This window comes from Shewanella sp. T24-MNA-CIBAN-0130 (genome assembly GCF_040310185.1).
GTDB lineage: Bacteria > Pseudomonadota > Gammaproteobacteria > Enterobacterales > Shewanellaceae > Shewanella > Shewanella psychromarinicola.
The window spans coordinates 32,378-54,006 of the sequence record NZ_JBEOPP010000025.1; the positions used below are offsets into that span (position 1 = coordinate 32,378).

Genomic DNA, 21,629 nt, shown 5'->3' on the forward strand with positions numbered 1-21,629 from the left:
AATCAAGGATCCACAAGCATGTTATTAAATTCGTGGGATACTTCGGGATCTAAGCCAATTTTATTATGTTCTATCAAGTAACTTATCTTACTGGGTCTACATAGCATCCAGCAGCAAAAGAACCAGAATCACAAGAACTAAGAGTAACAATAGAGTGGTCGCAATTGACCAACGCTGCAAAAAGTATTCACCGGTGTCGAACGCGTTTTGCCAGCCTCGCTTTTGCCAGAATCCCTTCCATCTGGCAAACCATGAAGCACGCAGTTCTGGCAAAGTCTCGTTTCCCATCCACCTTCCCCAACGAATGAAGGCATCAAACCAGCGCTCTATAGTCAATTCTGTGAGGTTCTCATTGCTCGATGCGGATGTTTCCCCTCTATCCTTGAACCATTCTAACCTAGCTGTCATCAATGCCAGCCCCCATCCTAGAGAGGCAACGATGACATGGGCCGAGCCTCCATATTGGTTCCATAGGGCAGGTTCTATCAACCCCATCCCCAAGCCTATAACAACGCCTCCCGTCGAAATGAAGAAAACACAGATAAGTCGCTGTTTCCATTGAACCCACAAAACCGACAGCATGGCATAAAGGATTGTCGCAAAGCCGATAGCTATCAGCACGGCCCCAGCCATGGGTGCGGCAAGTTCACCCAACGGCAACCAACGCAGGCCACAAAGCAAGCCAGTGGCGACGGGGCCGAGCCACAATAGCAGCGCCATCGCCGGCCGAACCGAGTAATAAGACAGAGATAGCCATCGATGTAATGGCCACACTCCTACCTTGAGGGCGATGCCGACAATGACCATCGATAGATAAAAAGAGGATGACTTTGATAGCGTCATTGCTTTGGCTAAGGTGGCGAAGTCCAGATATTGTGTTGTTGCTGTGGCCATCATCATGGCCTCGAATAGCAGGATGTCTGCCAGGATCAGTAGCACCAAATATATCCGCCCAGCGCGGCGCGTAGCTTCATCACCATGAGCAAGCAAGAGGCCAATACACGAGTAGCTCATCAGAGTCGTAAAGCTGAAGAAGACCATCATATCCGTCGCCAGCACTGCGCCAATCTGCCCCACCATAAATAATAGCAATAAACTAGTCTGTGGATTATAGATATTACGTTTGGCTGGCGTAGGAAAAAAGGCTGCTCCAACGCCCCACACCACCACCGACATAGCCAGCCACCAGCGGGATAGCGCGTCGACACCCAAGCCAGCGCCCTGCCAAAACCAGGGCAGTTCAATAGCCAAATCCACAGGGATAAACACGAGCATAACAGCTGGCAACAGCGCCATATGTATCGGCCTAGGTAGGTGAGTGTGCAGTGCAGGGAACGCCAACAGCAGCGGCAAGCCTAGTGCTGATAAAAGTAGGAATACACTCACTATGGCGTTCATTAGGCAAATCCTCGACTTACAATTAATCGAGTCCATTCCAATAGGTTAAACGGTGCAGACGCCAGAAGCCCCAAAGCCAATGTCAACAGCGCGGTAACCACGGGGGGGAGAAGTAATGTCCAAGCGGTCTCTTTATTTCCAAAAGATCGTTCGGCCGGCCAGTTATCGGGAGGGGTCTTGAACCAAGCGGTATACAATATGGGTAAAAAGTAGGCTGCGTTGAGGACACTACTTACCGCCAGAACATATATCACCCAGCCTTGCCCAGCGTCCAATGCCCCCAGCCCTAGATACCATTTGCTAAAAAAACCTGCGAGCGGCGGCGCACCTATCATACCGAAGGCGCCAATGGTGAATGCCGCCATGGTCCAAGGCATCCGACGTCCAACCCCGTTCATCTCGCTGATTTTATGAATTCCTAGGGTCTCGGCGAGGTTACCTGCGCACATAAAAAGGGTGATTTTTTGCACCCCCTGATGCACTAGATGGATCAGACCTCCCAGCGTCGCGATAGGACTGGCAAGCGCTATGCCTAGCACAATATAGGACACTTGGCTGACGGTAGAAAATGCGAGTCGACGTTTAAGTTCGTCCTGAAATAAGGCACGCAGCGAGCCATAAATTATGGTCGCAGCAGCCAGTGTCGCTAGGGGCAAGGTTAGCCCCAAACTGTTAGCGAACTCAATGCCATATACTTCATAAACCACCCGTATTATGCCAAATGCGCCCGCCTTTACCACAGCAACGGCATGCAGCAGCGCACTTACGGGCGCAGGGGCAACCATGGCCTGAGGTAGCCAGCCATGCAAGGGGATCAAAGCCGCTTTTACACCCAAGCCGGCAATCAACAAGCCGAAGATTATCATCAGCGTTGGGTGCAAAGAGGCATCAAGACCAGACAGGAATCCGCGATCGGTAAACTCCAGGGTGCCAGCAAGCGTATAGAGCCACACAGATGACAGCAGCAGCAATGCCCCCCCAATGATAGTATAAATTAGGTAATTTCTGCCGGCCTGGCGTGCTATGTCAGTTCCGCGGTGGACAATCAGCGGGTAAGTACACAGGGTCAGTAGTTCATAAAACAACAGGAAGGTAATCAAATTCCCCGCAAGGGCAACACCTGTAGTGGCAGTGACACACAGACTGAAGAAGCCAAAAAAGCGGCTGCGATGAGGTGACTCCTCCAGATATCCAATTGCATAAACGGTAGTGACCAGCCACAGTCCGGAAGAAAGTGTCACGAAAAGCATCGCCAATGGACCGGAACGCAGAACCAAATCGAGTCCTGGCAAGAGGGCTAGGCGAGCCTCAAAATGATAGCCATGTAACATGCCCCAAAACATTCCCCCGACCAGCACAATCTTAAATAGCGCACCTGCCAGATTAAGCATTGTGCGGGTGACGACACGATCCTCGGGTAAACAGAATATTATCAGTCCCGGCAAGAAAGAGCTGGCAAGGATCAACAAGGGCAGAGCCGTATTCCAATTCATCCACTATATCCTGTGCCAATAGGGGAACCCATTTCTAACATTGCCAACGGCCAGTAAGTGAATATGCCCAAGAGCACTGCTATTAAAGCCAACCCCAAAGCGCTCCACTCCATCGTGGCCGGCAGCTTTCCAGCTTGGTTTGTAGGCTCGTCATGGGTGAAAACATGGCCAATGACTTTGAACACATAGCCAGCGGCCAGAAATCCACCAAGGAGCAGAATAATTCCCCACCACCACTGTCCGGATTCTATTGATGCCTGCAGTAATAACCACTTGCCAATGAATCCCCCGCTGGGCGGTAGCCCCATAATACTGATACCTGCTAGGGCGAATGCCGTCAATGTCAACGGCAAGCGTTGGGTTATAGGTCCGAGTTCCGCTATGCGGTCATGCCCCCCCAAAAACTGAATATTACCCGCAGCCATGAACATCGCCGCCTTAGCCATGGCATGGGAAAACAACATATATAGCGCCCCCTTCCAGGCAAGGCTAGTCCCCAGCGGAAAAGCCAGAAACAGATAGCCCAGCTGCGATACTGTCGAGTAGGCAATAAGTAATTTTAACCGTGTCTGGCGTAGCGCTTGGATTCCGCCCCAAAGGACGGCCGCTGCCCCAAGCAGTCCCAGCAAATTAGCGAATGAACCACCCTGAGTTTGGAAGAACTCCAGCCACATGCGTAGCAGAATATAGAAGGAAGCTTTCACTACCAATGCGGACATGAGCGCACTCACGGGGGCTGGGGCTGAGGCATGGGCTGGCGGCAACCAAAAATGCATTGGGAAAAGAGCTGTTTTGAGCAGTAGGCCGGTACTTATCAATCCCACCGCCGTCCACACCGCAGGCGACGGTTCTACTCGTTGTGCTAATATTGCAATGTCCAGACTACCAACACTGTGATAGATGAGGGCAACGCCCAACAGATAGAACAAGGAGCCCAGTAGGCTGACCAATAGATAACGCATGGCTGAGATCAGGGCGTTGGCGCTACCGGCTAACGCCACAAGAGCCACCGCCGTTAATCCCAGTAATTCCAGTGTGACATAGAGATTGAAGATATCAGCTGACAGAAATAGTGCATTGAGCGCCCCGCACAGGAGTAACCACAACGGCCAAAAATGGTTCGCTTTATCGCGACTGAAATAACTGCTGGAATAGATGCTGATACCTAGACCTACCAGCGCCGCCATCAGTAGCATTAGCAGACTCAGACCATCTGCGTAAAGATCGATGCCCAATGGCGCCCCCCAGCCACCTATGGGGTAGCGCAGCGATCCTAACGCTTTGAGTTGCCAGCCGAGCCCAGTCACACATGTCAAAACAACCAACGAAGTCAGCAGACTCAGTGATTTAGCTTTAGCCGGAAACAGGAAGCAAAGCATACTCCCTATTAAGGGGAATATGATCGGCATCACAATCCACGGAACTTGCTCCAATATTAACGCCATGCAGCGGTCTCGTCCTTTTTAGTGTTCAGAGCCTGTCCTTAAATTACTGCAGAACTCTTTTACGAACCCCGACAGCTCAACAAGCCGGGGCCTGCCAGTTCCAAATATGGCCATATACCATCGAGTGGATCGCAGGCCTGAAGCATAAAAATTCGACTAATTTGTCTGGTAGTCCTTTCTTGCTGTACTGCAATCTTTGGTTGTGAAGTCTGCATGGCACTCAATCATTGAGACAATATGACATGGCCCATATTTTCTCGGTCCCAGACACCGAGATATCATTCACAATCTCTGTCCACGAGTTCGATTTTTCCGATTGCCTTTTTTATCCTTAGCATCAAAATGAGTGCCAGTGCAGTCGCTGACACGGCAACCACGATACCGGTAATCACCATGGCATGAGGCACAGGATCTGGTTGGACATCATTATTACGTGAAGCCAATGATACCAAAACCAGAAACACCCCGGTGCACATCACATTGATAGCCAGTATTTTGCGCAGCAAATTAGCATAAACGATTAAAGCGTGCAGGCCCAAAACGAGCAAACCCAATCCAAGTAGTGAATAGAGGTAAATATGGCTCACTTGTCTTCCCCCTTCGGCCGCCCACCGAGGAACAGTGCCGCCAGTGTTGCACCGATGGAAAGGGTAGCCGCCGATTCGATCATCAACATCAGTTCACTGGCCAAAGCTGGTGGATATCGTAAGAATTCGTCTCCGATCAGCAACGCCCCCGTACCGGCCATGATAAACATACCCAGACCCAAGACTAAAAGTACTCTCAACGGAAGCCCTGAGTAACGGTTGTCTATCCTCCATCCGCAAAGCCGTAGCAGTACACCAGCCGCTCCCAGAAGAGCACCTGCTTGAAAGGCTCCCCCCGGCGCATCGGCGCCAGTCCACAGCAGGTACCCGGCGACCAAAATAAACACTGGAACCAGCTGACGTGACATGATGTCCAGAATCAGGTCCGGGTCTGATCCGCGATAAGCCGGCATATCGCCCAAAGACCACACGCCAAGCAGAGCTGCCAGCAATACTGCCATTTCCAGCAAAGTATCGTAACCACGAAAATTCAGAAGCACCGCACTCACAGGATTGTGCGCGCCACTGATCGTGATGCTGTCGGCCAGCATTGTTGGCAGATCTTGCGCAGGTTCAGGTATAGACAATACGGCATAACTGAGAACAACACCGAGCGCCAGCAATAACGGCAACAACAACCAAGGCTTGGTATCCATATTATCTCTCCTAGTTTTGCGCTGCCGCCAGACTTTGACTGGATTGCAGTTTATAAAAGGAAACAACACTGAAGTCACTGACAAGGGGAAGGGGAGTCATAATGCCGCCAGTGTCTATCAGTGAAATGTTATTCATATCAGGTTCGAACTGATTCGGGTTATCCAGTATCTTTTTACTCCCCATTTGTTTCTCCCTCAATCGAATTATGTGGAATAATTTTCTGACCTTCCTCACCATCAGACACATCGACGCAGGGATCCTTAAGCCGCGCAAACGCCGCCAGCAACAGGGCGCCAGTCAGGCCAGCACCAATAGCCGCCTCAGCCAAGGCAAGATCAGGAGCATTAAGCCTTACCCAAGCTAAAGCCATTAACAATCCAAAATTGATAAACAGCACAATCGACTTGAACATATCCGGGCTGGCGAGTGCCTGCCAGGCTAGGTAAAACAAGCTCATTCCCAACAGGCTATCAAAGCCCCAGTAAAGCAGGTTTAACGTTTCCAAGGCTTGATACCTCGCTGCAATGCACGTCTTGCAATCAAATGGGACGTGGTTGCGCTAGCGAGCATAACGAACGCCCAGATAAGCAGCAGTTTCCCAACGATGAACCAGCTTTGTGCCTGAACAGCCAATCCTGCGACCACCAGACCCAGACCCACGTTGTCGGCTTTGGTCAAGGCATGCAAGCGAGTGTATACATCTGGAAACCGCAATAAACCCAGAGTGCCTGCTAGGAAGAAGACGCCCCCAGTGAAGAGCAGTATGCTGGAGAGGACATTAATGGGTGTCATGCTTTGTCTCCCTATCGCCCCAGACTCGCCGGACAAAGGTTACCGCGGTTACCGCCGCAAGTAAGGCTAATACCAACGCCACATCATTAAGGGCTGGTTTATCCGTCGCCTGAGCTAGTAATAACATTACAGCCACTGATGTGGTGCCGAACAACTGAGCCGTCAACATGCGATCCGCTTCAGTGGGGCCGCGCAACACTCGCCACATTCCAACAATGAGATTCAGCAAGAGGAACAAAGCCAGTGAGATATATAGAGTTTGCATAGGGATTTAATCGTCCAATATAACCGAGGTTTTAAGGCCCAGAGGTTTGACCGCGAGTAGGAAGCAATCTTTTTGATTCAGGATTGATTTTGCAGTATTTCCCATAACAACAAGATCGGCATCGATACGCCTAGCCAGCACAGGTATTTGTTTACGAACCGCTCCCTTTACAAGATGGGTTTTGGGGTTAAGATAGTTCAAAGTATTCTGCACCATATTGACGCTTACCTCGCACACTAGATTATCCAGAATAGCCTCGTGTTGTGGCCAACTTGCTTGACACAGGCGTTAATTTCTCTTTCCTACAACGCTTTAATTGCCATAACGTATGGATACATTTCAAAATATAGTTAATGCATGCACGATATGCCACTCGGCAGCATCGGCCAGAGCCAGAATACTGACAATTTAGTTTATGCCGAAATTCCCTCTCCGGTTGTAGATAAGTGTCATCGACTAGGATGACTCTGTGAGTCTTTAATACGACTTGATTAACCAAACTGTACATAGGCACTTGGGCAAAATATGCATATAGTCACTGTCAAACAACCGTGCTAACAAATTTTGATATTCAGGTACTACTATCACTATATCGTGGCCGTTTTGCACAATATCACGTATGACTTTCAAGAAAGGAATACCAACGAACACCTTAGTTTCGATCTTAATCCGTTTAGCTAATTGATCGACGAATGCTTCTAGTCGTTGTTTGTGTATACTAACCATTGCGGCTGCAAATCGGCTAAGCCTTTGCCACCATCAGACATCCCAACTCTTCACATTAATGTATGGCGCCTCGTTAACTACCGTTAAGCAGGCCTGATTATTCTCGGCCAAAGTGACGCTACTCTCCAGCTCTTGTGCGCAAATGTCATTGGTTCCAACTGGAAACGTCTGTCTTTAAATATCTTGATTGCATTTATCTTCTTTAGCATCTTGCAAAGAGATCTTGAACATTTTGGCTACTATTTTTTCTAACGTCATTAGTTCCGACAACACATTTTTTCGTGTATCAAGCACATGAACTTTTAAATGGTTTTTTCCCAAATTGACACTTAATGTACCAGGTAACAGACTGACCGTATTAACCATGAATACACGGGATATTCCCGGTGGCAGACGTAAGGGGAAATCAATTAGGCCCGGGGCTATGGGTATTTTGGGATTTAATGCGCACCACGCGACATCGGCACCACCACGAAGGGAGTTCCAAATAAAAAAAGGTACGAAGCGTGCAGAGTGAATCACCGAGCAGGAAAAAGGAGACACCAGTACCATACTTATCAACGTAGCAACGAGCACTACCGGAGCGCCAACCAACCATGAGTTGACTGACCCCTCAGTGAGCATCACCCACATAAAGGCAAAAGCAACCACGCGAAACCATGCTATTGGAAAATAAATATTCATCAAATCGTTAAACCAGCTTTTACTTGATAATCTACTCATCCCTCATCCCTCATCCCTCATCCCTCATCCCTCATCCCTTATCTCCTAGAACCATTTCGTCGTATAATGTAATACACCCATATACGGCATCATTACTAGGGGCAACTCCTATTTCTCCTAACCAGCGACAGCAGCCAATCTATAATCTGCTAATTCACTAAATATGCTTTGGAAAATGCTCGTTTATTCGTTTTATCGTGCTCCACCAAAGTGTAGGAGTGGTCCCGTCTAGTTAGTCGTATTTCTGAATGATTACCGTTGGACTCCACCAGAAAAGAACGCTGCCGGTTCTATTTACATCATTAAATGACAAGAAGGCTTTTTTAATTTAGTTACTTCTCGTTATTGATAGAAGCACTATTTGCCTACACTTATGTAAAGGAACCTAGCGCACTGCAGAGCGTTTCTGCTCAGCTGGATCAATTTTCTTACAACTCCGAGTGACGAATATTATCGTATTTAATGGCTTATTTCATCATCGCAAACTCCGTTACTTCAATGTAATACACGCTAAAAAGATATTATATTCAGAGTGTTAGTCATCCAATAAGCACATTTTTTACGATTCCACCATTTGAGGTCATCACAGTGTATTAAAGGGAAACTCCAAAGGTAGTGGTCAACAATTATTGGCCAAGGTTTTAGGAGCATTCCAATATAACCATGTAGATTAATTTGGCATCAGCCCGCAATCATATTGAGGAGCTTGGTTTCACTGTAATGTTGACCTTTCATCTGCTTCCTAAAAATGGGTACAACCACACGTCGGTATCCTTTCTTATTTTAGACTTCAAAAAAAGCGTTCCATTGGAGTATTAATCTTGCTGTGATTTATCCGACTACGATTGGCCCCTCTGTCGGTTACTAAGTTCATCCAAAACTCTACCAGCAACCAGAATGAGTGACATAACAAAGTTGTCTATTGCCATATCTCTCCCCTAAGTTGGTTAATATATAATTGATTCATATTGCTTTAAAAAAGTTGATTTCGATCAACTTTTGTACCGATACTTAAGCACAAACTTACGCTATTGGCTAATCTGAAAATAGTGACTTGTTCACGTTTTGCTCAGTTTTTTAACCTCATTTTTGCTGGTGGAATATTAGAGTGATAATTTATTGGCTACTCTAAAGATAGTTACTTGCTCACGTTTTGCTCAGTTTTTTAACCTCATTTTTGCTAGTGGAATATTAGCGTGATAATTAGTTGGGGAAGCCTGCTAGTCAGCTTTATTAAGCTTACCGATAGATGCTTGTTTAATGACGTGAATTGAGTTTTTTTCAAGCGTTTTACACAGTAAAAATTAGCTTGTATAAGGAGATTTAAATGGACAAAGTGTTTATTATTGCTCAAATGGAACAGGCACATACCGACGCGGTCGCCAGCGGATTGCAACTGGCTAAGCAACTGAACAAAACGGCGGAAGTCTTTGCTTATACTTATGCCTATTTCAGCGGTGCTGAAAGCTATAATCCTCGTTTAGTCAGCGTTGCTCAAAAGCAGTTAATGGATCAACGCCAAACCGACTTAAAGCAGCACTTAGCGGCGCTCAATGATGAGGATGTTCCGGTACACATGGTGTGGAGCAAATATTTATTTGAACATGCTTGTCATCATTCGATCCGTCATGGATTCGACCTTATGGTAAAGGCGGTGCATCATGCCGATCATTACTTACCTACAGATTGGCAATTAATACGCCATACTCGGATCCCGTTGTTATTGTTAACGGATAATCCGCTCCATAAAAGCAATACTATTCTGATGGCTGTCGATCTCGCTACCCATGATCCCATTAAACAACAGCTCAATAGCGTTGTGGCGGCTTATGGTAAGCAACTTGCCAAGGCTACGGGGGCTCAATTGCATTTAGCCTATATTCTTAGAGTGCCCAAAGTATTGCGCGATATGGATTTACTTGATTGTGATGCCCTGGTGAAAAAGGCCTATAAAGACCATCAAAAACAGATAGCTAAATTTAATATGGATCCTGGATCCGTGCATATCATTGCTGGTGAACCAGAGCTGTGTTTATATGAGTTAGCCTGTAGACTGAAGAGTCAATACTTTGTGATTGGTGCGCGGCAACGACAGGGGGTTTTAGGACATATTATAGGCAATACTGCCGAATCAGTTTTGGGCCGCATGCGCACAAATGTATTGATTATTCCTGCGGATGATCAATTGCTTGCACCTTTAACCTAGTCGCTTAGTGTACACATTTACCGCCATACCCGCCGTCAGATCTGATCTCTGTTACTGAGCGGTTCATTTTCTATAATAAACAAAGCCCGCATCATTGAGTATATCAAGAGTCGCGGGCTTTGTTGATATTGACCGTTTTCGCTTAATTAAAACGTCATTTCAGGTACGTGTACTGGGACGATTAACTTACCAGCGGTTTTGGCCACAATTTCTTCAACGGTAACGCCGGGCGCGCGCTCAAGTAAATGGAACGCACCTTCTTTAATTTCCATAAAAGCTAAATCGGTCATCACCCGTTTAATACAGCCGTAACCGGTTAGCGGTAACTCGCATTTTGACAATAGTTTAGAGTTGCCGTATTTGTCTGCGTGCATCATGGTGACAATAATATTGTCAGCACCGGCGACTAAATCCATCGCGCCGCCCATACCTTTAATCAGTTTTCCGGGGATCATCCATGAGGCAATTGAGCCGTTAATATCCACTTCAAATGCACCCAATACGGTGAGGTCGACATGGCCGCCACGGATCATGGCGAAGCTTTCTGCTGATGAAAAAAATGAAGCCCCTGCTACCGCTGTCACCGTTTGCTTACCAGCGTTGATAAGGTCTGCATCTATATTGTCTTCAGTAGGAAACTCGCCCATCCCCAACAAACCATTTTCTGACTGCAACATCACTTGTATGCCATCAGGAATGTAGTTAGCTACAAGGGTAGGGATGCCAATGCCTAGGTTAACGTAAAAGCCATCTTGTAATTCTTTTGCTACGCGCTGGGCGAGTTGTTCTCTGGTCAATGCCATGGTGTTATCTCCCTTATTTTGCCGCAGCGGTTGCTGTTTTGACTGTGCGTTGCTCGATACGTTTTTCAAAGCTGGCTTTGATCACGCGATCGACATAAATACCCGGTGTATGAATGTGGTCTGGATCGAGCTCGCCAGGTTGAACAATTTCTTCTGCTTCAACCACGGTAATTTTACCCGCGGTGGCCATCATCGGATTGAAGTTAGCGGCGGTTTTGCGAAACACCAAGTTACCCATAGTATCGGCTTTCCACGCTCGCACTAAGGCAAAATCAGCGCTAAGTGATTCTTCTAATACGTAGTGACGACCTTTGATTTCACGGGTTTCTTTACCATCAGCAATGGGCGTGCCGTAACCTGTGGCGGTAAAAAATGCAGGTATGCCAGCGCCGCCAGCACGAATTTTTTCAGCTAGAGTGCCTTGCGGGGTTAATATAACGTTGAGCTCACCCGATAACATTTGTTGTTCGAAAGTGGCGTTTTCACCCACGTAAGAAGCGATCATGGTCGAAATTTGGTGTTGTTTCAGTAATAGCCCTAAACCAAAGTCATCGACACCGGCATTGTTTGATATTGCCGTTAAGCCTTTAACGCCCAATTTAACCATGTGGTTAATTAACCCTTCTGGGATGCCACACAAACCAAAGCCGCCGACCATAATGGTCATGTCATCTTTTAATCCTGCTAGTGCTTCTTCATAGCTGTGGACGACTTTATTGAATCCTGTCATCTTGTTGTCCTTATGGTTATATTTATATCAACTGCCAGCGTTATGTCGTGCCAACTATTTTGAGTATATGTGATTATGCTCTGATTGCATTTGCTACTTTGGACCCATTAGTGCGCCCCAATGCGCGACTAATAGTGTCGCCAGCTAGTGCAAGTTTTGTTAAGTCTATGCCCGTTTCTATGCCCATGCCATGGAGCATGTAAACAAGATCTTCTGTGGCTAAATTACCCGATGCACCTTTGGCGTAAGGGCAGCCTCCAAGGCCGGCTACCGAAGCGTCAAACACGCTGACACCTGTTTCAAGGCAGGCGAGTATATTGGCAAGTGCCTGACCGTAAGTGTCATGAAAATGCAGGGCTAATTTATCCACGGGTACCACATTAGCAACGGCTTCGACCATTTTACGGGCTTGGTTTGGTGTGCCAACGCCAATGGTGTCGCCAAGGGATATTTCGTAGCAACCCATCTTATAAAGGATTTCAGATACTCTAGCGACTTCACTGACGTTAATATGACCTTCGTATGGGCAACCGAGTACACAAGACACATAACCGCGCACGGCAATATTGTGCTTTTTGGCAGTTTCTATCAGCGGAATAAAGCGCTCTATTGACTCATCAATGGAGCAATTAATATTTTTTTGGCTAAAGGTTTCTGATGCGGCACCAAAAATGGCCACTTCATCAGCGCCAGCAGCGAGTGCCAGTTCAAAGCCTTTTAAGTTAGGCGTTAATGCACTGTAAACCACGCCAAGGCGGCGATTAATTTGACGTTTAAGTTGCTGAAATACCGCATCGGAGTCGGCCATTTGTGGCACCCACTTAGGTGACACAAAGCTGCCAGCTTCAATACGCTTAATACCCGCATCGGCAAGTTGCTCAATCAGTGTCAGCTTGTCTGCCGTTGTTACCGGCGCTTCATTTTGCAAACCATCACGGGCGCCGACTTCAAAAACGCTCACTTTAGTGGGCAGCATTTATGCTTCCTCGACGCTGGTTTCAGTCACTAATGGCTCAACATTTAACAGTTGGGCACCATCGCTGACAAGCTCGCCGCTTTGGAAGTAAAATTCACTGACTATGCCATCAAACGGCGCTTCAATGGTGTATTCCATTTTCATCGCTTCCATTACGAGCAAACCTTGGCCTGCTTTGACTTCATCGCCCACTTCCACTAAATGGGTCACCACGGTGCCATTCATTGGCGCTTTAAGTTTATCTGCATGGTTAACCACGTCCTCGGCCACTTGTGCCAAGATGGCTTTAAAGTGGTAACTGCCTGACGGTAAGAACAGGGTGAAGTCATCACCTTGATGGCTTACTGGGATTTTACTTTTATGGCCGTTAATTTCTGCTAAGAGTAAATCGGCTTTCAGCTCACCCGCTAACGTCAGTACTTGGTCGTGTAAACACAGTTGATATTGCTCGCCAACGGCGGTGAGTAACAAATCATGTTGCTGAACATCGGCTGCGGCATCGGTTAATAACGACACCCGATGTACGCTGGAGCTGTTTAATCTAAAGCCGCTCACTAAGCCCCACGGTGAGTATGGGTCAGCGCTATTAATTGCCAATGCTTTAGCCGCATGCTTACGTGACAGTACTTGAAAAAGCCCTGCTAGGGCTAATGCGGTATCGGCTTCAATGGCCGCATCACCAATTAAGGTGTCGCCATAACGTTCAATAAAGTCAGTACAGAAGTCTGCAGTAGCAAAGGCTGGGTGTTCAGCTATGTTGGCTAAAAACTCGATGTTATGTTTAAGGCCACTTATTTGGTATGACTCAAGCGCATGTACTAAGCGTTGCAGTGCGCTTGGTCGCGACTCATCCCACACAATCAATTTGGCGATCATTGGGTCATAAAAGTTACTGATGACATCGTTTTCACGAATGCCCGAGTCGATACGCACATGGCGATTTTGCTCAGGTTCACGCAAAAAGTTGAGCTTACCGCTGGCGGGTAAAAATTCGTTTTGGGGATCTTCAGCGTAAATACGCACTTCAAATGAATGACCATGAATACGGACTTCATCTTGGCGAAGCGGTAATTCATTGCCACTGGCCACAAGAAGCTGCCATTTGACAAGATCTTGGCCGGTGACCATTTCGGTGACGGGGTGTTCGACCTGTAAACGGGTATTCATTTCCATAAAGTAAAAGCTGTTGTCGGTATCAAGTAAAAACTCAACCGTACCGGCACCGACGTAATCAATCGCCTTAGCGGCGGCAACCGCGGCATTACCCATTTGGGCGCGTAACTCATCTGATAAACCCGGTGCAGGCGCCTCTTCAACCACTTTTTGATGGCGACGTTGAATGGAGCAGTCTCGATCGGATAAGTAAATGGCATTACCTTGACTGTCGGCAAACACTTGTACTTCAACATGGCGAGGTTGACGTAAGTAGCGTTCCATCAAGAGCTTATCGTTACCAAATGACGAGCTGGCTTCACGGCGTGCGGAGTTAATCGCTTCAAGGATTTCGCCGTCGTTTTCGACGATGCGCATACCTTTTCCGCCGCCACCATAAGCCGCTTTAATTAATAGCGGAAAGCCAACGGCTTTAGCTTCGGCAATCAAGGTAGCGTCAGTTTGATCTTCACCATGATAACCCGGCACTAGCGGTACATTGGCCTTAGACATGATTTCTTTAGCGGCACTTTTACTGCCCATAGCATCAATCGCGTCACTACCTGGACCAACAAAGGCGATGCCATTTTGTTCACATTTGCGGGCGAAATCGGCATTTTCAGACAGAAAACCATAACCAGGATGGATGGCTTCTGCGCCTGACTTTTTTGCAATCTCGATAATTAAATCGGCTTTTAAATACGAGTCAGCAGGGGCACTACCACCTAAGTAAAACGACTCATCTGCCATGGCCACATGACGGGCGTCTTTGTCGGCGTCAGAATACAAAGCAATGGTGCGTACCCCCATGGTTTGGGCCGTTTTAATAATACGACAAGCAATTTCACCACGGTTTGCGATCAGTAATTTGGTAAACATTATTGGGCTCCTTGTGGATCAGATTTGGCGGTTTGCCATGCTGGGGGTCTTTTTTCAAAAAAGGCATTAAGACCTTCTTGACCTTCATCTGATACTCGAATTCGAGCAATCTGCTCGCTGGTGAAATTGAGCGTAGCGTCGTCGATCACGCCATCTTCTAATCGTGATACTAAGGTTTTTACCCATGCCATGCCTTGTGGACTGTTGGCATTAAACGCGGCAATAAATGGCGCAGCAGCGGCGTCTAAATCATCATTGATCTCGTGGACCACTTGATGGGTTAAGGCTACATCGGCACTAAAACGTTCTGCGGTCAGCATAAAGCGACGAGATTGGCGGTTACCCATGGCGCGCAACACATACGGACTTATTACTGCGGGAATAAGACCGAGTTTCACTTCGCTTAAACAGAAGCTAGCGCGAGCAGTGGCAATGGCAATGTCGCAGCAACAAATCAGCCCTAATGCACCACCAAAGGCGGCACCTTGAACGAGGGCGATGGTTGGTTTGGGAAACTTGTCCAGTACATGCATCAGCTTGGCAAGCTCATGGGCGTCAGCAAGGTTTTGGCCAACGTCCATTTTTGCTTGTTTACGCATCCAGTTTAGGTCTGCACCTGCACTGAAGTTTTTGCCATTGGCACGTAAAATGAGCATATTGCATTGACTGTCACTGGCAAAGGTTTCGATGGCGTTGATCATTTCGCTGATCATCACTTCATCAAAAGCATTGTGAACTTCGGCCCGGTTTAAGGTGAGCTGTGCAACGCCTTGCGCTACACCACATTCAATGTGTTTATATTGGTTTGATAACATTGTACTTACTCCTAGTTAGTTGAATTAACCGCATGAGTTACATGCGAAACACCCCAAAACGGGTGTCTTCAATAGGAGCATTTAACGCTGCCGATAACGCTAATCCGACAACGTCACGAGTTTGTGCTGGGTCAATAATGCCATCATCCCAAAGACGGGCGCTGGCATGATACGGATGACCTTCTTTTTCGTATTGTTCAACAATGGGTTTACGGAAAGCTTGTTCATCTTCTGCAGACCATTCAACCCCTTTACGGGCTAAACCGTCACGGCGCACGGTGGCTAATACACCCGCAGCTTGTTCGCCGCCCATCACTGAAATACGGGCGTTAGGCCACATCCACATCATGGTGGGTTCAAATGCGCGGCCGCACATGCCGTAGTTACCGGCGCCATAACTGCCACCGATAATTACAGTAAATTTAGGTACATTGGCACAAGATACCGCAGTGACCATTTTGGCGCCGTGCTTGGCAATGCCTTCATGTTCGTACTTTTTACCCACCATAAAACCGGTGATATTTTGTAAGAACAATAAGGGGATTTTACGTTGGCAACACAGTTCAATGAAGTGAGCGCCTTTTTGCGCCGACTCGGAAAAAAGAATGCCGTTATTAGCCACAATTCCGACCGGATAACCATGGATGCGAGCAAACCCGCACACTAAGGTTGCGCCGTAGTTGGCTTTAAATTCGTCAAAGTCAGAATCGTCAACCACACGGGCAATCACTTCTTTTACATCGAACGGCTTTTTAAGGTCGGTACCGACAATGCCATACAATTCATGGATATCAAATTGTGGCGGCTTAGCTGGACTTAATAAGCTTTTGATGTGTTTTTGGTGATTCAAACGCAGTATAGCTCGGCGAGCAAGCTCGAGTGCGTGGTCGTCATTTTGCGCCAAGTGATCCGCAACGCCAGATATTTTAGTGTGAACATCTGCGCCGCCGAGCTCTTCTGCACTGACTTCTTCTCCGGTTGCCGCTTTCACTAGTGGCGGCCCTGCTAAAAAGATGGTGCCCTGATCTTTAACAATAATAGATTCATCTGCCATCGCTGGCACATAGGCGCCGCCCGCGGTACATAAACCCATTACCACCGCAATTTGCGGAATACCTTTAGCTGACATTTGTGCTTGGTTATAGAAAATTCGGCCGAAATGATCCCGGTCAGGAAACACTTCATCTTGGCGGGGTAAATTGGCGCCCCCAGAATCAACTAGGTAAATACACGGTAAGTGACAGCGACTGGCAATGTCTTGGGCCCGTAAATGCTTTTTCACGGTGATAGGATAATAAGTACCGCCTTTTACTGTGGCATCGTTGGCGATGATCATGCATTCAACACCACTGACACGGCCGATACCAGCGATAACGCCGGCTGCAGGCACTTCTTCGTCATAGACTTCGTAGGCGGCAAATTGCGATAACTCTAAGAAGGGTGACCCGGGATCGAGTAGCTTTTCAACGCGTTGACGAGGCAATAATTTACCTCGCGACAAGTGACGTTCAAGGGCAACAGGGCCACCGCCTTGTTCGATTTTTGCCAGCTTTTGTTGGAGATCGTTGACTAATAACGCCATGCTGTCTGACTTGGTTTTAAATTCGTCACTGCGAGGATTGATGCGGCTGCTCAGTTGCGTCATTTCTATGTCCTTAATGAAGCAAAAAAAAGGGGCTTGATAAGGGCGACATGACACGTTGAATATGTCGCCCTACAGAGGGGGCAAATGTTGCTTACTTTGACTCGTTAAATAATTCGCGGCCAATTAACATGCGGCGGATTTCTGAGGTGCCCGCGCCAATTTCGTAAAGCTTGGCATCACGCAGTAAACGACCAGTGGCATACTCGTTAACATAACCATTGCCGCCAAGAAGTTGAATCGCATCTAAGGCCATTTTAGTCGCAAGCTCTGCGCTGTATAAAATGGCACCTGCTGCATCTTTACGAGTCGCTTCACCACGGTCACAAGACTTGGCCACGCTGTAAACATAAGCCTTTGCGGCATTCATGCCAGTGTACATATCGGCTAACTTACCTTGCACTAATTGGAATTGACCAATCGATTTGCCAAATTGTTCACGCTCATGAATGTAAGGTATGACGATGTCCATACACGCTGACATAATGCCTAATGGGCCGCCAGATAACACAACTCGTTCGTAATCAAGGCCACTCATTAACACTTTAATGCCGTTATTGAGGCCGCCTAAGATGTTTTCTTCTGGTACCTCACAGTCTTCAAACACCAATTCACAGGTGTTTGAACCGCGCATACCCAGCTTGTCGAGTTTTTGTGCCTGACTGAAACCTTTAGAATCGCGTTCAACAATAAACGCGGTAATGCCATGTGCACCCTTGTCTACATCTGTTTTAGCATAAATAACATAGGTGTGAGCGTCTGGGCCGTTAGTTATCCACATTTTGTTGCCATTCAGAATATAACGATCGCCTTCTTTACGGGCATGTAGCTTCATTGACACCACATCTGAACCGGCATTAGGTTCGCTCATGGCTAAGGCGCCAATATGCTCTCCACTGATCAGTTTAGGCAAATATTTTGTTTTTTGAGTGTCATTTCCATTACGGTTAATTTGGTTAACACACAAGTTTGAGTGAGCACCATAACTTAGGCCTATGGATGCCGATGCGCGTGAAATTTCTTCCATCGCAACGACATGGGCAAGATAGCCCATGTTGGCGCCACCATATTGCTCATCAACGGTTACGCCTAATAGCCCCATATCGCCAAGCACTGGCCATAATTGATTAGGGAAGGCGTTGTCGATATCGACTTGGGCGGCCATTGGGGCAATCTCGTTAGCGGCAAAACCACGAACGGCATCACGTAACATGTCTACGTCTTCACCTAAACCAAAGTTTAGGCTGGTATATAAGTCGCTCATATGCATGTGTCCTGTTGAATTTATTATTATCTGGCAAAACATTATCTACCAACGCTTATATGCGTTTTTGGCAGTGGAGTATTACGTTAGACTTAATTGAGTAAGCCTTTTATTATTATCAGTATTATGTCGCTAGTTGGCTTACTTGCTCTTTTTGAGGCTATTGTCTTCTAACGCGACTCGGCATTGCTGCTCGGCCGAATTCAGCTCCATTAGCACCACTTTAATGTCGTCCATTTGCTGCTGTAGAGCCGATTTTTTTTCATTAACTAAGTCAAGCATGGTGTTGAGCTGCGTTGAACTACTTTTATCTGCATCGTAAAGTTCAAATAGACGACGCGTTTCTGCTAACGAAAAACCGAGGCGTTTGCCGCGTAAAATGAGTTTTAACCGCACTCGGTCTTTCAGACTGTATATACGGGTTTGTCCGCGCCGCTTAGGTTTAATCAAACCTTGGTCTTCGTAAAAACGAATACTGCGGGTGGTGATATCAAATTCTTTTGATAAGTCACTGATTGAATACGTTGATTGAGGGCTATGGGTTGTGCTCATCATGTCACCAAAAGTGTTTCTTTTGATGCAAGATATATGAAGTTTACGTAAAGGTAAAGTTTGCATGGCTTTTTTCGATATAATACCGACAGTTAAAGTGTTATTTTTGCTTTCCACTCTATCGGTTGTTGTACTCTAACTAATTGTTATATTGTGTTTTATTTTAATAACTTGAACGTTCAACCTTAAGCTAAACACTTGGATGGATCTAACGGTTTTCTTATTGATTATCGTGGCTATTATCCTTTTGTCTAATAGGGCAATTTAATGAATTCTGCTCATAATCATTGTAATACAAGTTGATTAACGGAGAGCGATATGGCTGATTTAGGACTATCAATGCACGCACAATCGATAGCCGAGCCCGAAGTATTCTGGCTACAAGCCGCCGAAGCCATCAGTTGGGACCTTACTCCTAAAACAGTATTAGACGCCAGTCAAAAACCTTTTTATCGCTGGTTTGCCGATGGCAAGATGAATACCTGTTTTAATGCGGTAGACCGTCATGTGTTAGCTGGCCGAGGCGAACAAACAGCGATCCATTATATTAGCCCAGTGACACAGCATGAATATTCCGTTAGTTATCAATCGGTACTAGCGCAGGTTAAAAGACTGGCGGGCTTAATGGTCTCGCTGGGTGTAAAGAAAGGTGACCGTGTGGTGATTTACATGCCCATGGTGCCTGAAACGGCCTATGCCATGTTGGCGTGCGCGCGTATTGGCGCGATTCATTCTGTGGTCTTTGGTGGTTTTGCGGCCAATGAGTTGTCTACGCGGATTAATGATGCCAAGCCAAAATTGATTTTGTCTGCTTCATGCGGTATCGAACCTTCAGGTGTGGTGCCTTACAAACCGCTACTAGATGATGCTTTAGCTCAAGCTAGCCACCAAGTCGATCACTGTGTTATTTTAAATCGTACTGAATACAAGGCTGAATTACTCTCGCCCCGCGATCTTGATTGGTATAATGCGCTGGTGGATGCGCCTGATGCTGATTGTGTATCGCTGGATGCAACTGACCCATTGTATGTGCTGTATACCTCAGGCACGACAGGACAACCGAAAGGGGTGGTGCGTGATAATGGCGGTCATGCAGTTGCATTGGCGTGGTCGATGAAACACATTTACGACACCGGTGTAGGTGATGTGTTTTGGGCTGCATCGGATGTTGGCTGGGTGGTAGGGCATTCATATATTGTTTATGGACCGCTATTGGTTGGTGCAACCACCGTTATGTATGAAGGTAAGCCCATTGGTACTCCTGATGCTGGCGCCTTTTGGCGGATTATCGAACAAAAGCAAGTTCGCAGCTTTTTTACTGCGCCGACTGCCATTAGAGCCATTAAACGCGAAGACCCTGAAGGCGACTTCATTAAGAAATTTGATTTAAGCTGCCTCAAGCAAATGTATTTAGCGGGTGAGCGCTGTGATCCAGACACCTTAAATTGGAGTCAGCATCATTTAGGTAAACCTGTGATTGATCATTGGTGGCAAACTGAAACAGGTTGGCCAGTAGCGGCAAACTTGATGGGAACCGATCCGATAGAAATTAAACCGGGATCGCCAGCGCGTGCCGTGCCGGGTTATCAAGTGGAGATCCTCGATGCGATGGGGCAACAAGTGGCACCCAATGAAAGCGGCAATGTGGTGATAAAGCAGCCATTACCTCCTGGCACATTAACGACCTTGTGGCAAAACGATAAACGTTATATTGACAGTTACTTATCTATGTATCCTGGATATTACTTAACCGGTGATGCTGGCTACATAGATGAAGATGGCTATTTGTACATTATGAGTCGCATCGACGACATTATTAATGTCGCAGGACATCGTTTATCAACAGGCCGATTTGAAGAAGTACTTTGTCAACATGATGCGGTTGCTGAGGCGGCGGTGATTGGTGTGCAAGATAAACTAAAAGGCCAAGTGCCTCTTGGGTTGGTGGTGCTTAAAAACGGCGTTACCTTGTCAGATGAAGCATTGTATAAAGAGTTGCTTGCACTGGTACGCCATGAAATAGGCCCCGTGGCTTCTTTTAGGCTAGTGAGTGCAGTACAAAAATTACCTAAAACCCGTTCAGGAAAAATATTGCGAGCCACAATGCGTAAAATTGCTGACAATCAAGATTACACCATGCCGGCCACCATTGAAGATCCACAAACCTTAGACATAGTACGTAATGCGCTCACTAAAATGGGTTATGCCAATGCGTTAACGACTGAGTTGACTAAATCTTAGTTCAGAGCTTTCTGTGGTACTCATCCCTTGTAATGAGACCATTACTCAGGCACAGCGGTGTTAGTCGACCTGCTAGTATACTTTTTAGTCATTTTATTTTAGCTTCAGTAGCGCGTCGACATTGTATTCGACTAATAAAAAATCAGAAACGCCAATGGTGTTTCTGATTTTTCCTATTGTAGCAATCTGTTAATTAAATTGAGCATACATTGTAAAAAACAGCGTTTCCGCATTTTGTTACTGGTAATTTAGTTACAAGAATCGCTATAATTGCCAACCAAAT

The 21,629-nt window shown here is 46.7% G+C and carries 20 protein-coding genes; 2 read left to right on the forward strand and 18 right to left on the reverse strand.

Annotation, left to right across the window (positions count from 1 at the left end; translation table 11 throughout):
* Positions 1–96: 96 nt before the first annotated feature.
* From AAEZ02_RS11630 to AAEZ02_RS11675, 10 genes are all read right to left on the reverse strand, one after another.
* Positions 97–1,398, reverse strand: coding sequence for a proton-conducting transporter transmembrane domain-containing protein (locus AAEZ02_RS11630; RefSeq protein WP_351123168.1), 1,302 nt, complete (start codon positions 1,396–1,398; stop codon positions 97–99).
* Positions 1,398–2,891, reverse strand: coding sequence for a complex I subunit 5 family protein (locus AAEZ02_RS11635; protein WP_101030180.1), 1,494 nt, complete (start codon positions 2,889–2,891; stop codon positions 1,398–1,400). Before AAEZ02_RS11635 ends, AAEZ02_RS11630 begins: the two co-directional genes overlap by 1 nt.
* Positions 2,888–4,336 (reverse strand): complex I subunit 5 family protein, encoded by a 1,449-nt coding sequence (locus AAEZ02_RS11640; protein WP_351123172.1) that lies wholly within the window; start codon positions 4,334–4,336, stop codon positions 2,888–2,890. The genes AAEZ02_RS11635 and AAEZ02_RS11640 overlap by 4 nt, the downstream gene beginning before the upstream one ends.
* Positions 4,337–4,614: 278 nt before the next feature.
* Complete coding sequence (locus AAEZ02_RS11645) at positions 4,615–4,923, reverse strand: NADH-quinone oxidoreductase subunit K (protein ID WP_351123175.1); 309 nt, start codon at positions 4,921–4,923, stop codon at positions 4,615–4,617.
* On the reverse strand, positions 4,920–5,579 hold the full coding sequence (locus tag AAEZ02_RS11650) for a Na(+)/H(+) antiporter subunit B (RefSeq protein ID WP_351123178.1): 660 nt from the start codon (positions 5,577–5,579) through the stop codon (positions 4,920–4,922). Before AAEZ02_RS11650 ends, AAEZ02_RS11645 begins: the two co-directional genes overlap by 4 nt.
* A gap of 173 nt (positions 5,580–5,752) precedes the next feature.
* Positions 5,753–6,085, reverse strand: coding sequence for a Na(+)/H(+) antiporter subunit B (locus tag AAEZ02_RS11655; protein WP_232772013.1), 333 nt, complete (start codon positions 6,083–6,085; stop codon positions 5,753–5,755).
* Positions 6,073–6,372, reverse strand: a complete 300-nt coding sequence (gene mnhG, locus AAEZ02_RS11660) for a monovalent cation/H(+) antiporter subunit G (RefSeq protein ID WP_101030183.1) — start codon at positions 6,370–6,372, stop codon at positions 6,073–6,075. The genes AAEZ02_RS11655 and mnhG overlap by 13 nt, the downstream gene beginning before the upstream one ends.
* Complete coding sequence (locus AAEZ02_RS11665; RefSeq protein ID WP_335689029.1) at positions 6,359–6,637, reverse strand: MrpF/PhaF family protein; 279 nt, start codon at positions 6,635–6,637, stop codon at positions 6,359–6,361. The genes mnhG and AAEZ02_RS11665 overlap by 14 nt, the downstream gene beginning before the upstream one ends.
* Positions 6,638–6,643: 6 nt before the next feature.
* Positions 6,644–6,853, reverse strand: a complete 210-nt coding sequence (locus AAEZ02_RS11670; RefSeq protein WP_351123183.1) for an adenine nucleotide alpha hydrolase family protein — start codon at positions 6,851–6,853, stop codon at positions 6,644–6,646.
* A 684-nt stretch (positions 6,854–7,537) separates the two neighbouring features.
* Complete coding sequence (locus AAEZ02_RS11675; protein ID WP_351123186.1) at positions 7,538–8,086, reverse strand: Na+/H+ antiporter subunit E; 549 nt, start codon at positions 8,084–8,086, stop codon at positions 7,538–7,540.
* Between the two features lie 1,327 nt (positions 8,087–9,413).
* Here AAEZ02_RS11675 and AAEZ02_RS11680 point away from each other — a divergent pair.
* Positions 9,414–10,292, forward strand: a complete 879-nt coding sequence (locus AAEZ02_RS11680) for a universal stress protein (RefSeq protein ID WP_101030188.1) — start codon at positions 9,414–9,416, stop codon at positions 10,290–10,292.
* A gap of 146 nt (positions 10,293–10,438) precedes the next feature.
* Here the strand turns inward: AAEZ02_RS11680 and AAEZ02_RS11685 are convergent, their stop codons facing one another.
* The 8 genes from AAEZ02_RS11685 to AAEZ02_RS11720 all read right to left on the reverse strand — a co-directional run bounded on the left by AAEZ02_RS11685 (position 10,439) and on the right by AAEZ02_RS11720 (position 19,105).
* Complete coding sequence (locus tag AAEZ02_RS11685; protein WP_351123189.1) at positions 10,439–11,095, reverse strand: 3-oxoacid CoA-transferase subunit B; 657 nt, start codon at positions 11,093–11,095, stop codon at positions 10,439–10,441.
* 13 nt (positions 11,096–11,108) lie between these two features.
* Entirely contained in the window at positions 11,109–11,825 is a 717-nt protein-coding gene (locus AAEZ02_RS11690) for a CoA transferase subunit A (protein WP_351088692.1), read from the reverse strand.
* A 73-nt stretch (positions 11,826–11,898) separates the two neighbouring features.
* Positions 11,899–12,801, reverse strand: coding sequence for a hydroxymethylglutaryl-CoA lyase (locus AAEZ02_RS11695; RefSeq protein WP_351123192.1), 903 nt, complete (start codon positions 12,799–12,801; stop codon positions 11,899–11,901).
* The gene (locus tag AAEZ02_RS11700) at positions 12,802–14,832 is read right to left on the reverse strand and encodes an acetyl/propionyl/methylcrotonyl-CoA carboxylase subunit alpha (protein WP_351123195.1); all 2,031 of its coding nucleotides are present in this window, start codon (positions 14,830–14,832) and stop codon (positions 12,802–12,804) included.
* Positions 14,832–15,647 carry an enoyl-CoA hydratase-related protein gene (locus tag AAEZ02_RS11705; RefSeq protein ID WP_101030193.1) on the reverse strand — a complete coding sequence of 272 codons (816 nt, stop codon included), beginning with the start codon at positions 15,645–15,647 and terminating at the stop codon, positions 14,832–14,834. The genes AAEZ02_RS11700 and AAEZ02_RS11705 overlap by 1 nt, the downstream gene beginning before the upstream one ends.
* A gap of 37 nt (positions 15,648–15,684) precedes the next feature.
* Positions 15,685–17,292, reverse strand: coding sequence for a carboxyl transferase domain-containing protein (locus AAEZ02_RS11710; RefSeq protein ID WP_124013933.1), 1,608 nt, complete (start codon positions 17,290–17,292; stop codon positions 15,685–15,687).
* Between the two features lie 91 nt (positions 17,293–17,383).
* A complete protein-coding gene (locus AAEZ02_RS11715; RefSeq protein WP_124013932.1) occupies positions 17,384–18,553 on the reverse strand; it encodes an isovaleryl-CoA dehydrogenase in 1,170 nt (389 codons plus the stop codon).
* Positions 18,554–18,694: 141 nt separating this feature from the next.
* Entirely contained in the window at positions 18,695–19,105 is a 411-nt protein-coding gene (locus AAEZ02_RS11720; RefSeq protein WP_101034624.1) for a MerR family transcriptional regulator, read from the reverse strand.
* Positions 19,106–19,423: 318 nt separating this feature from the next.
* Between AAEZ02_RS11720 and AAEZ02_RS11725 the strand changes: the two genes are divergently transcribed.
* On the forward strand, positions 19,424–21,346 hold the full coding sequence (locus tag AAEZ02_RS11725; protein ID WP_351078569.1) for a propionyl-CoA synthetase: 1,923 nt from the start codon (positions 19,424–19,426) through the stop codon (positions 21,344–21,346).
* The last annotated feature ends 283 nt before the right edge of the window (positions 21,347–21,629 follow it).

Coding starts and splice junctions, on each gene's coding strand:
- AAEZ02_RS11630 (WP_351123168.1), bottom strand. CDS start 1,398: ATGAACGCCATAGTGAGTGTATTCCTACTTTTATCAGCACTAGGCTTG.
- AAEZ02_RS11635 (WP_101030180.1), bottom strand. CDS start 2,891: ATGAATTGGAATACGGCTCTGCCCTTGTTGATCCTTGCCAGCTCTTTC.
- AAEZ02_RS11640 (WP_351123172.1), bottom strand. CDS start 4,336: ATGGCGTTAATATTGGAGCAAGTTCCGTGGATTGTGATGCCGATCATA.
- AAEZ02_RS11650 (WP_351123178.1), bottom strand. CDS start 5,579: ATGGATACCAAGCCTTGGTTGTTGTTGCCGTTATTGCTGGCGCTCGGT.
- mnhG (WP_101030183.1), bottom strand. CDS start 6,372: ATGACACCCATTAATGTCCTCTCCAGCATACTGCTCTTCACTGGGGGC.
- AAEZ02_RS11665 (WP_335689029.1), bottom strand. CDS start 6,637: ATGCAAACTCTATATATCTCACTGGCTTTGTTCCTCTTGCTGAATCTC.
- AAEZ02_RS11670 (WP_351123183.1), bottom strand. CDS start 6,853: ATGGTGCAGAATACTTTGAACTATCTTAACCCCAAAACCCATCTTGTA.
- AAEZ02_RS11675 (WP_351123186.1), bottom strand. CDS start 8,086: ATGAGTAGATTATCAAGTAAAAGCTGGTTTAACGATTTGATGAATATT.
- AAEZ02_RS11680 (WP_101030188.1), top strand. CDS start 9,414: ATGGACAAAGTGTTTATTATTGCTCAAATGGAACAGGCACATACCGAC.
- AAEZ02_RS11685 (WP_351123189.1), bottom strand. CDS start 11,095: ATGGCATTGACCAGAGAACAACTCGCCCAGCGCGTAGCAAAAGAATTA.
- AAEZ02_RS11690 (WP_351088692.1), bottom strand. CDS start 11,825: ATGACAGGATTCAATAAAGTCGTCCACAGCTATGAAGAAGCACTAGCA.
- AAEZ02_RS11695 (WP_351123192.1), bottom strand. CDS start 12,801: ATGCTGCCCACTAAAGTGAGCGTTTTTGAAGTCGGCGCCCGTGATGGT.
- AAEZ02_RS11700 (WP_351123195.1), bottom strand. CDS start 14,832: ATGTTTACCAAATTACTGATCGCAAACCGTGGTGAAATTGCTTGTCGT.
- AAEZ02_RS11705 (WP_101030193.1), bottom strand. CDS start 15,647: ATGTTATCAAACCAATATAAACACATTGAATGTGGTGTAGCGCAAGGC.
- AAEZ02_RS11710 (WP_124013933.1), bottom strand. CDS start 17,292: ATGACGCAACTGAGCAGCCGCATCAATCCTCGCAGTGACGAATTTAAA.
- AAEZ02_RS11715 (WP_124013932.1), bottom strand. CDS start 18,553: ATGAGCGACTTATATACCAGCCTAAACTTTGGTTTAGGTGAAGACGTA.
- AAEZ02_RS11720 (WP_101034624.1), bottom strand. CDS start 19,105: ATGAGCACAACCCATAGCCCTCAATCAACGTATTCAATCAGTGACTTA.
- AAEZ02_RS11725 (WP_351078569.1), top strand. CDS start 19,424: ATGGCTGATTTAGGACTATCAATGCACGCACAATCGATAGCCGAGCCC.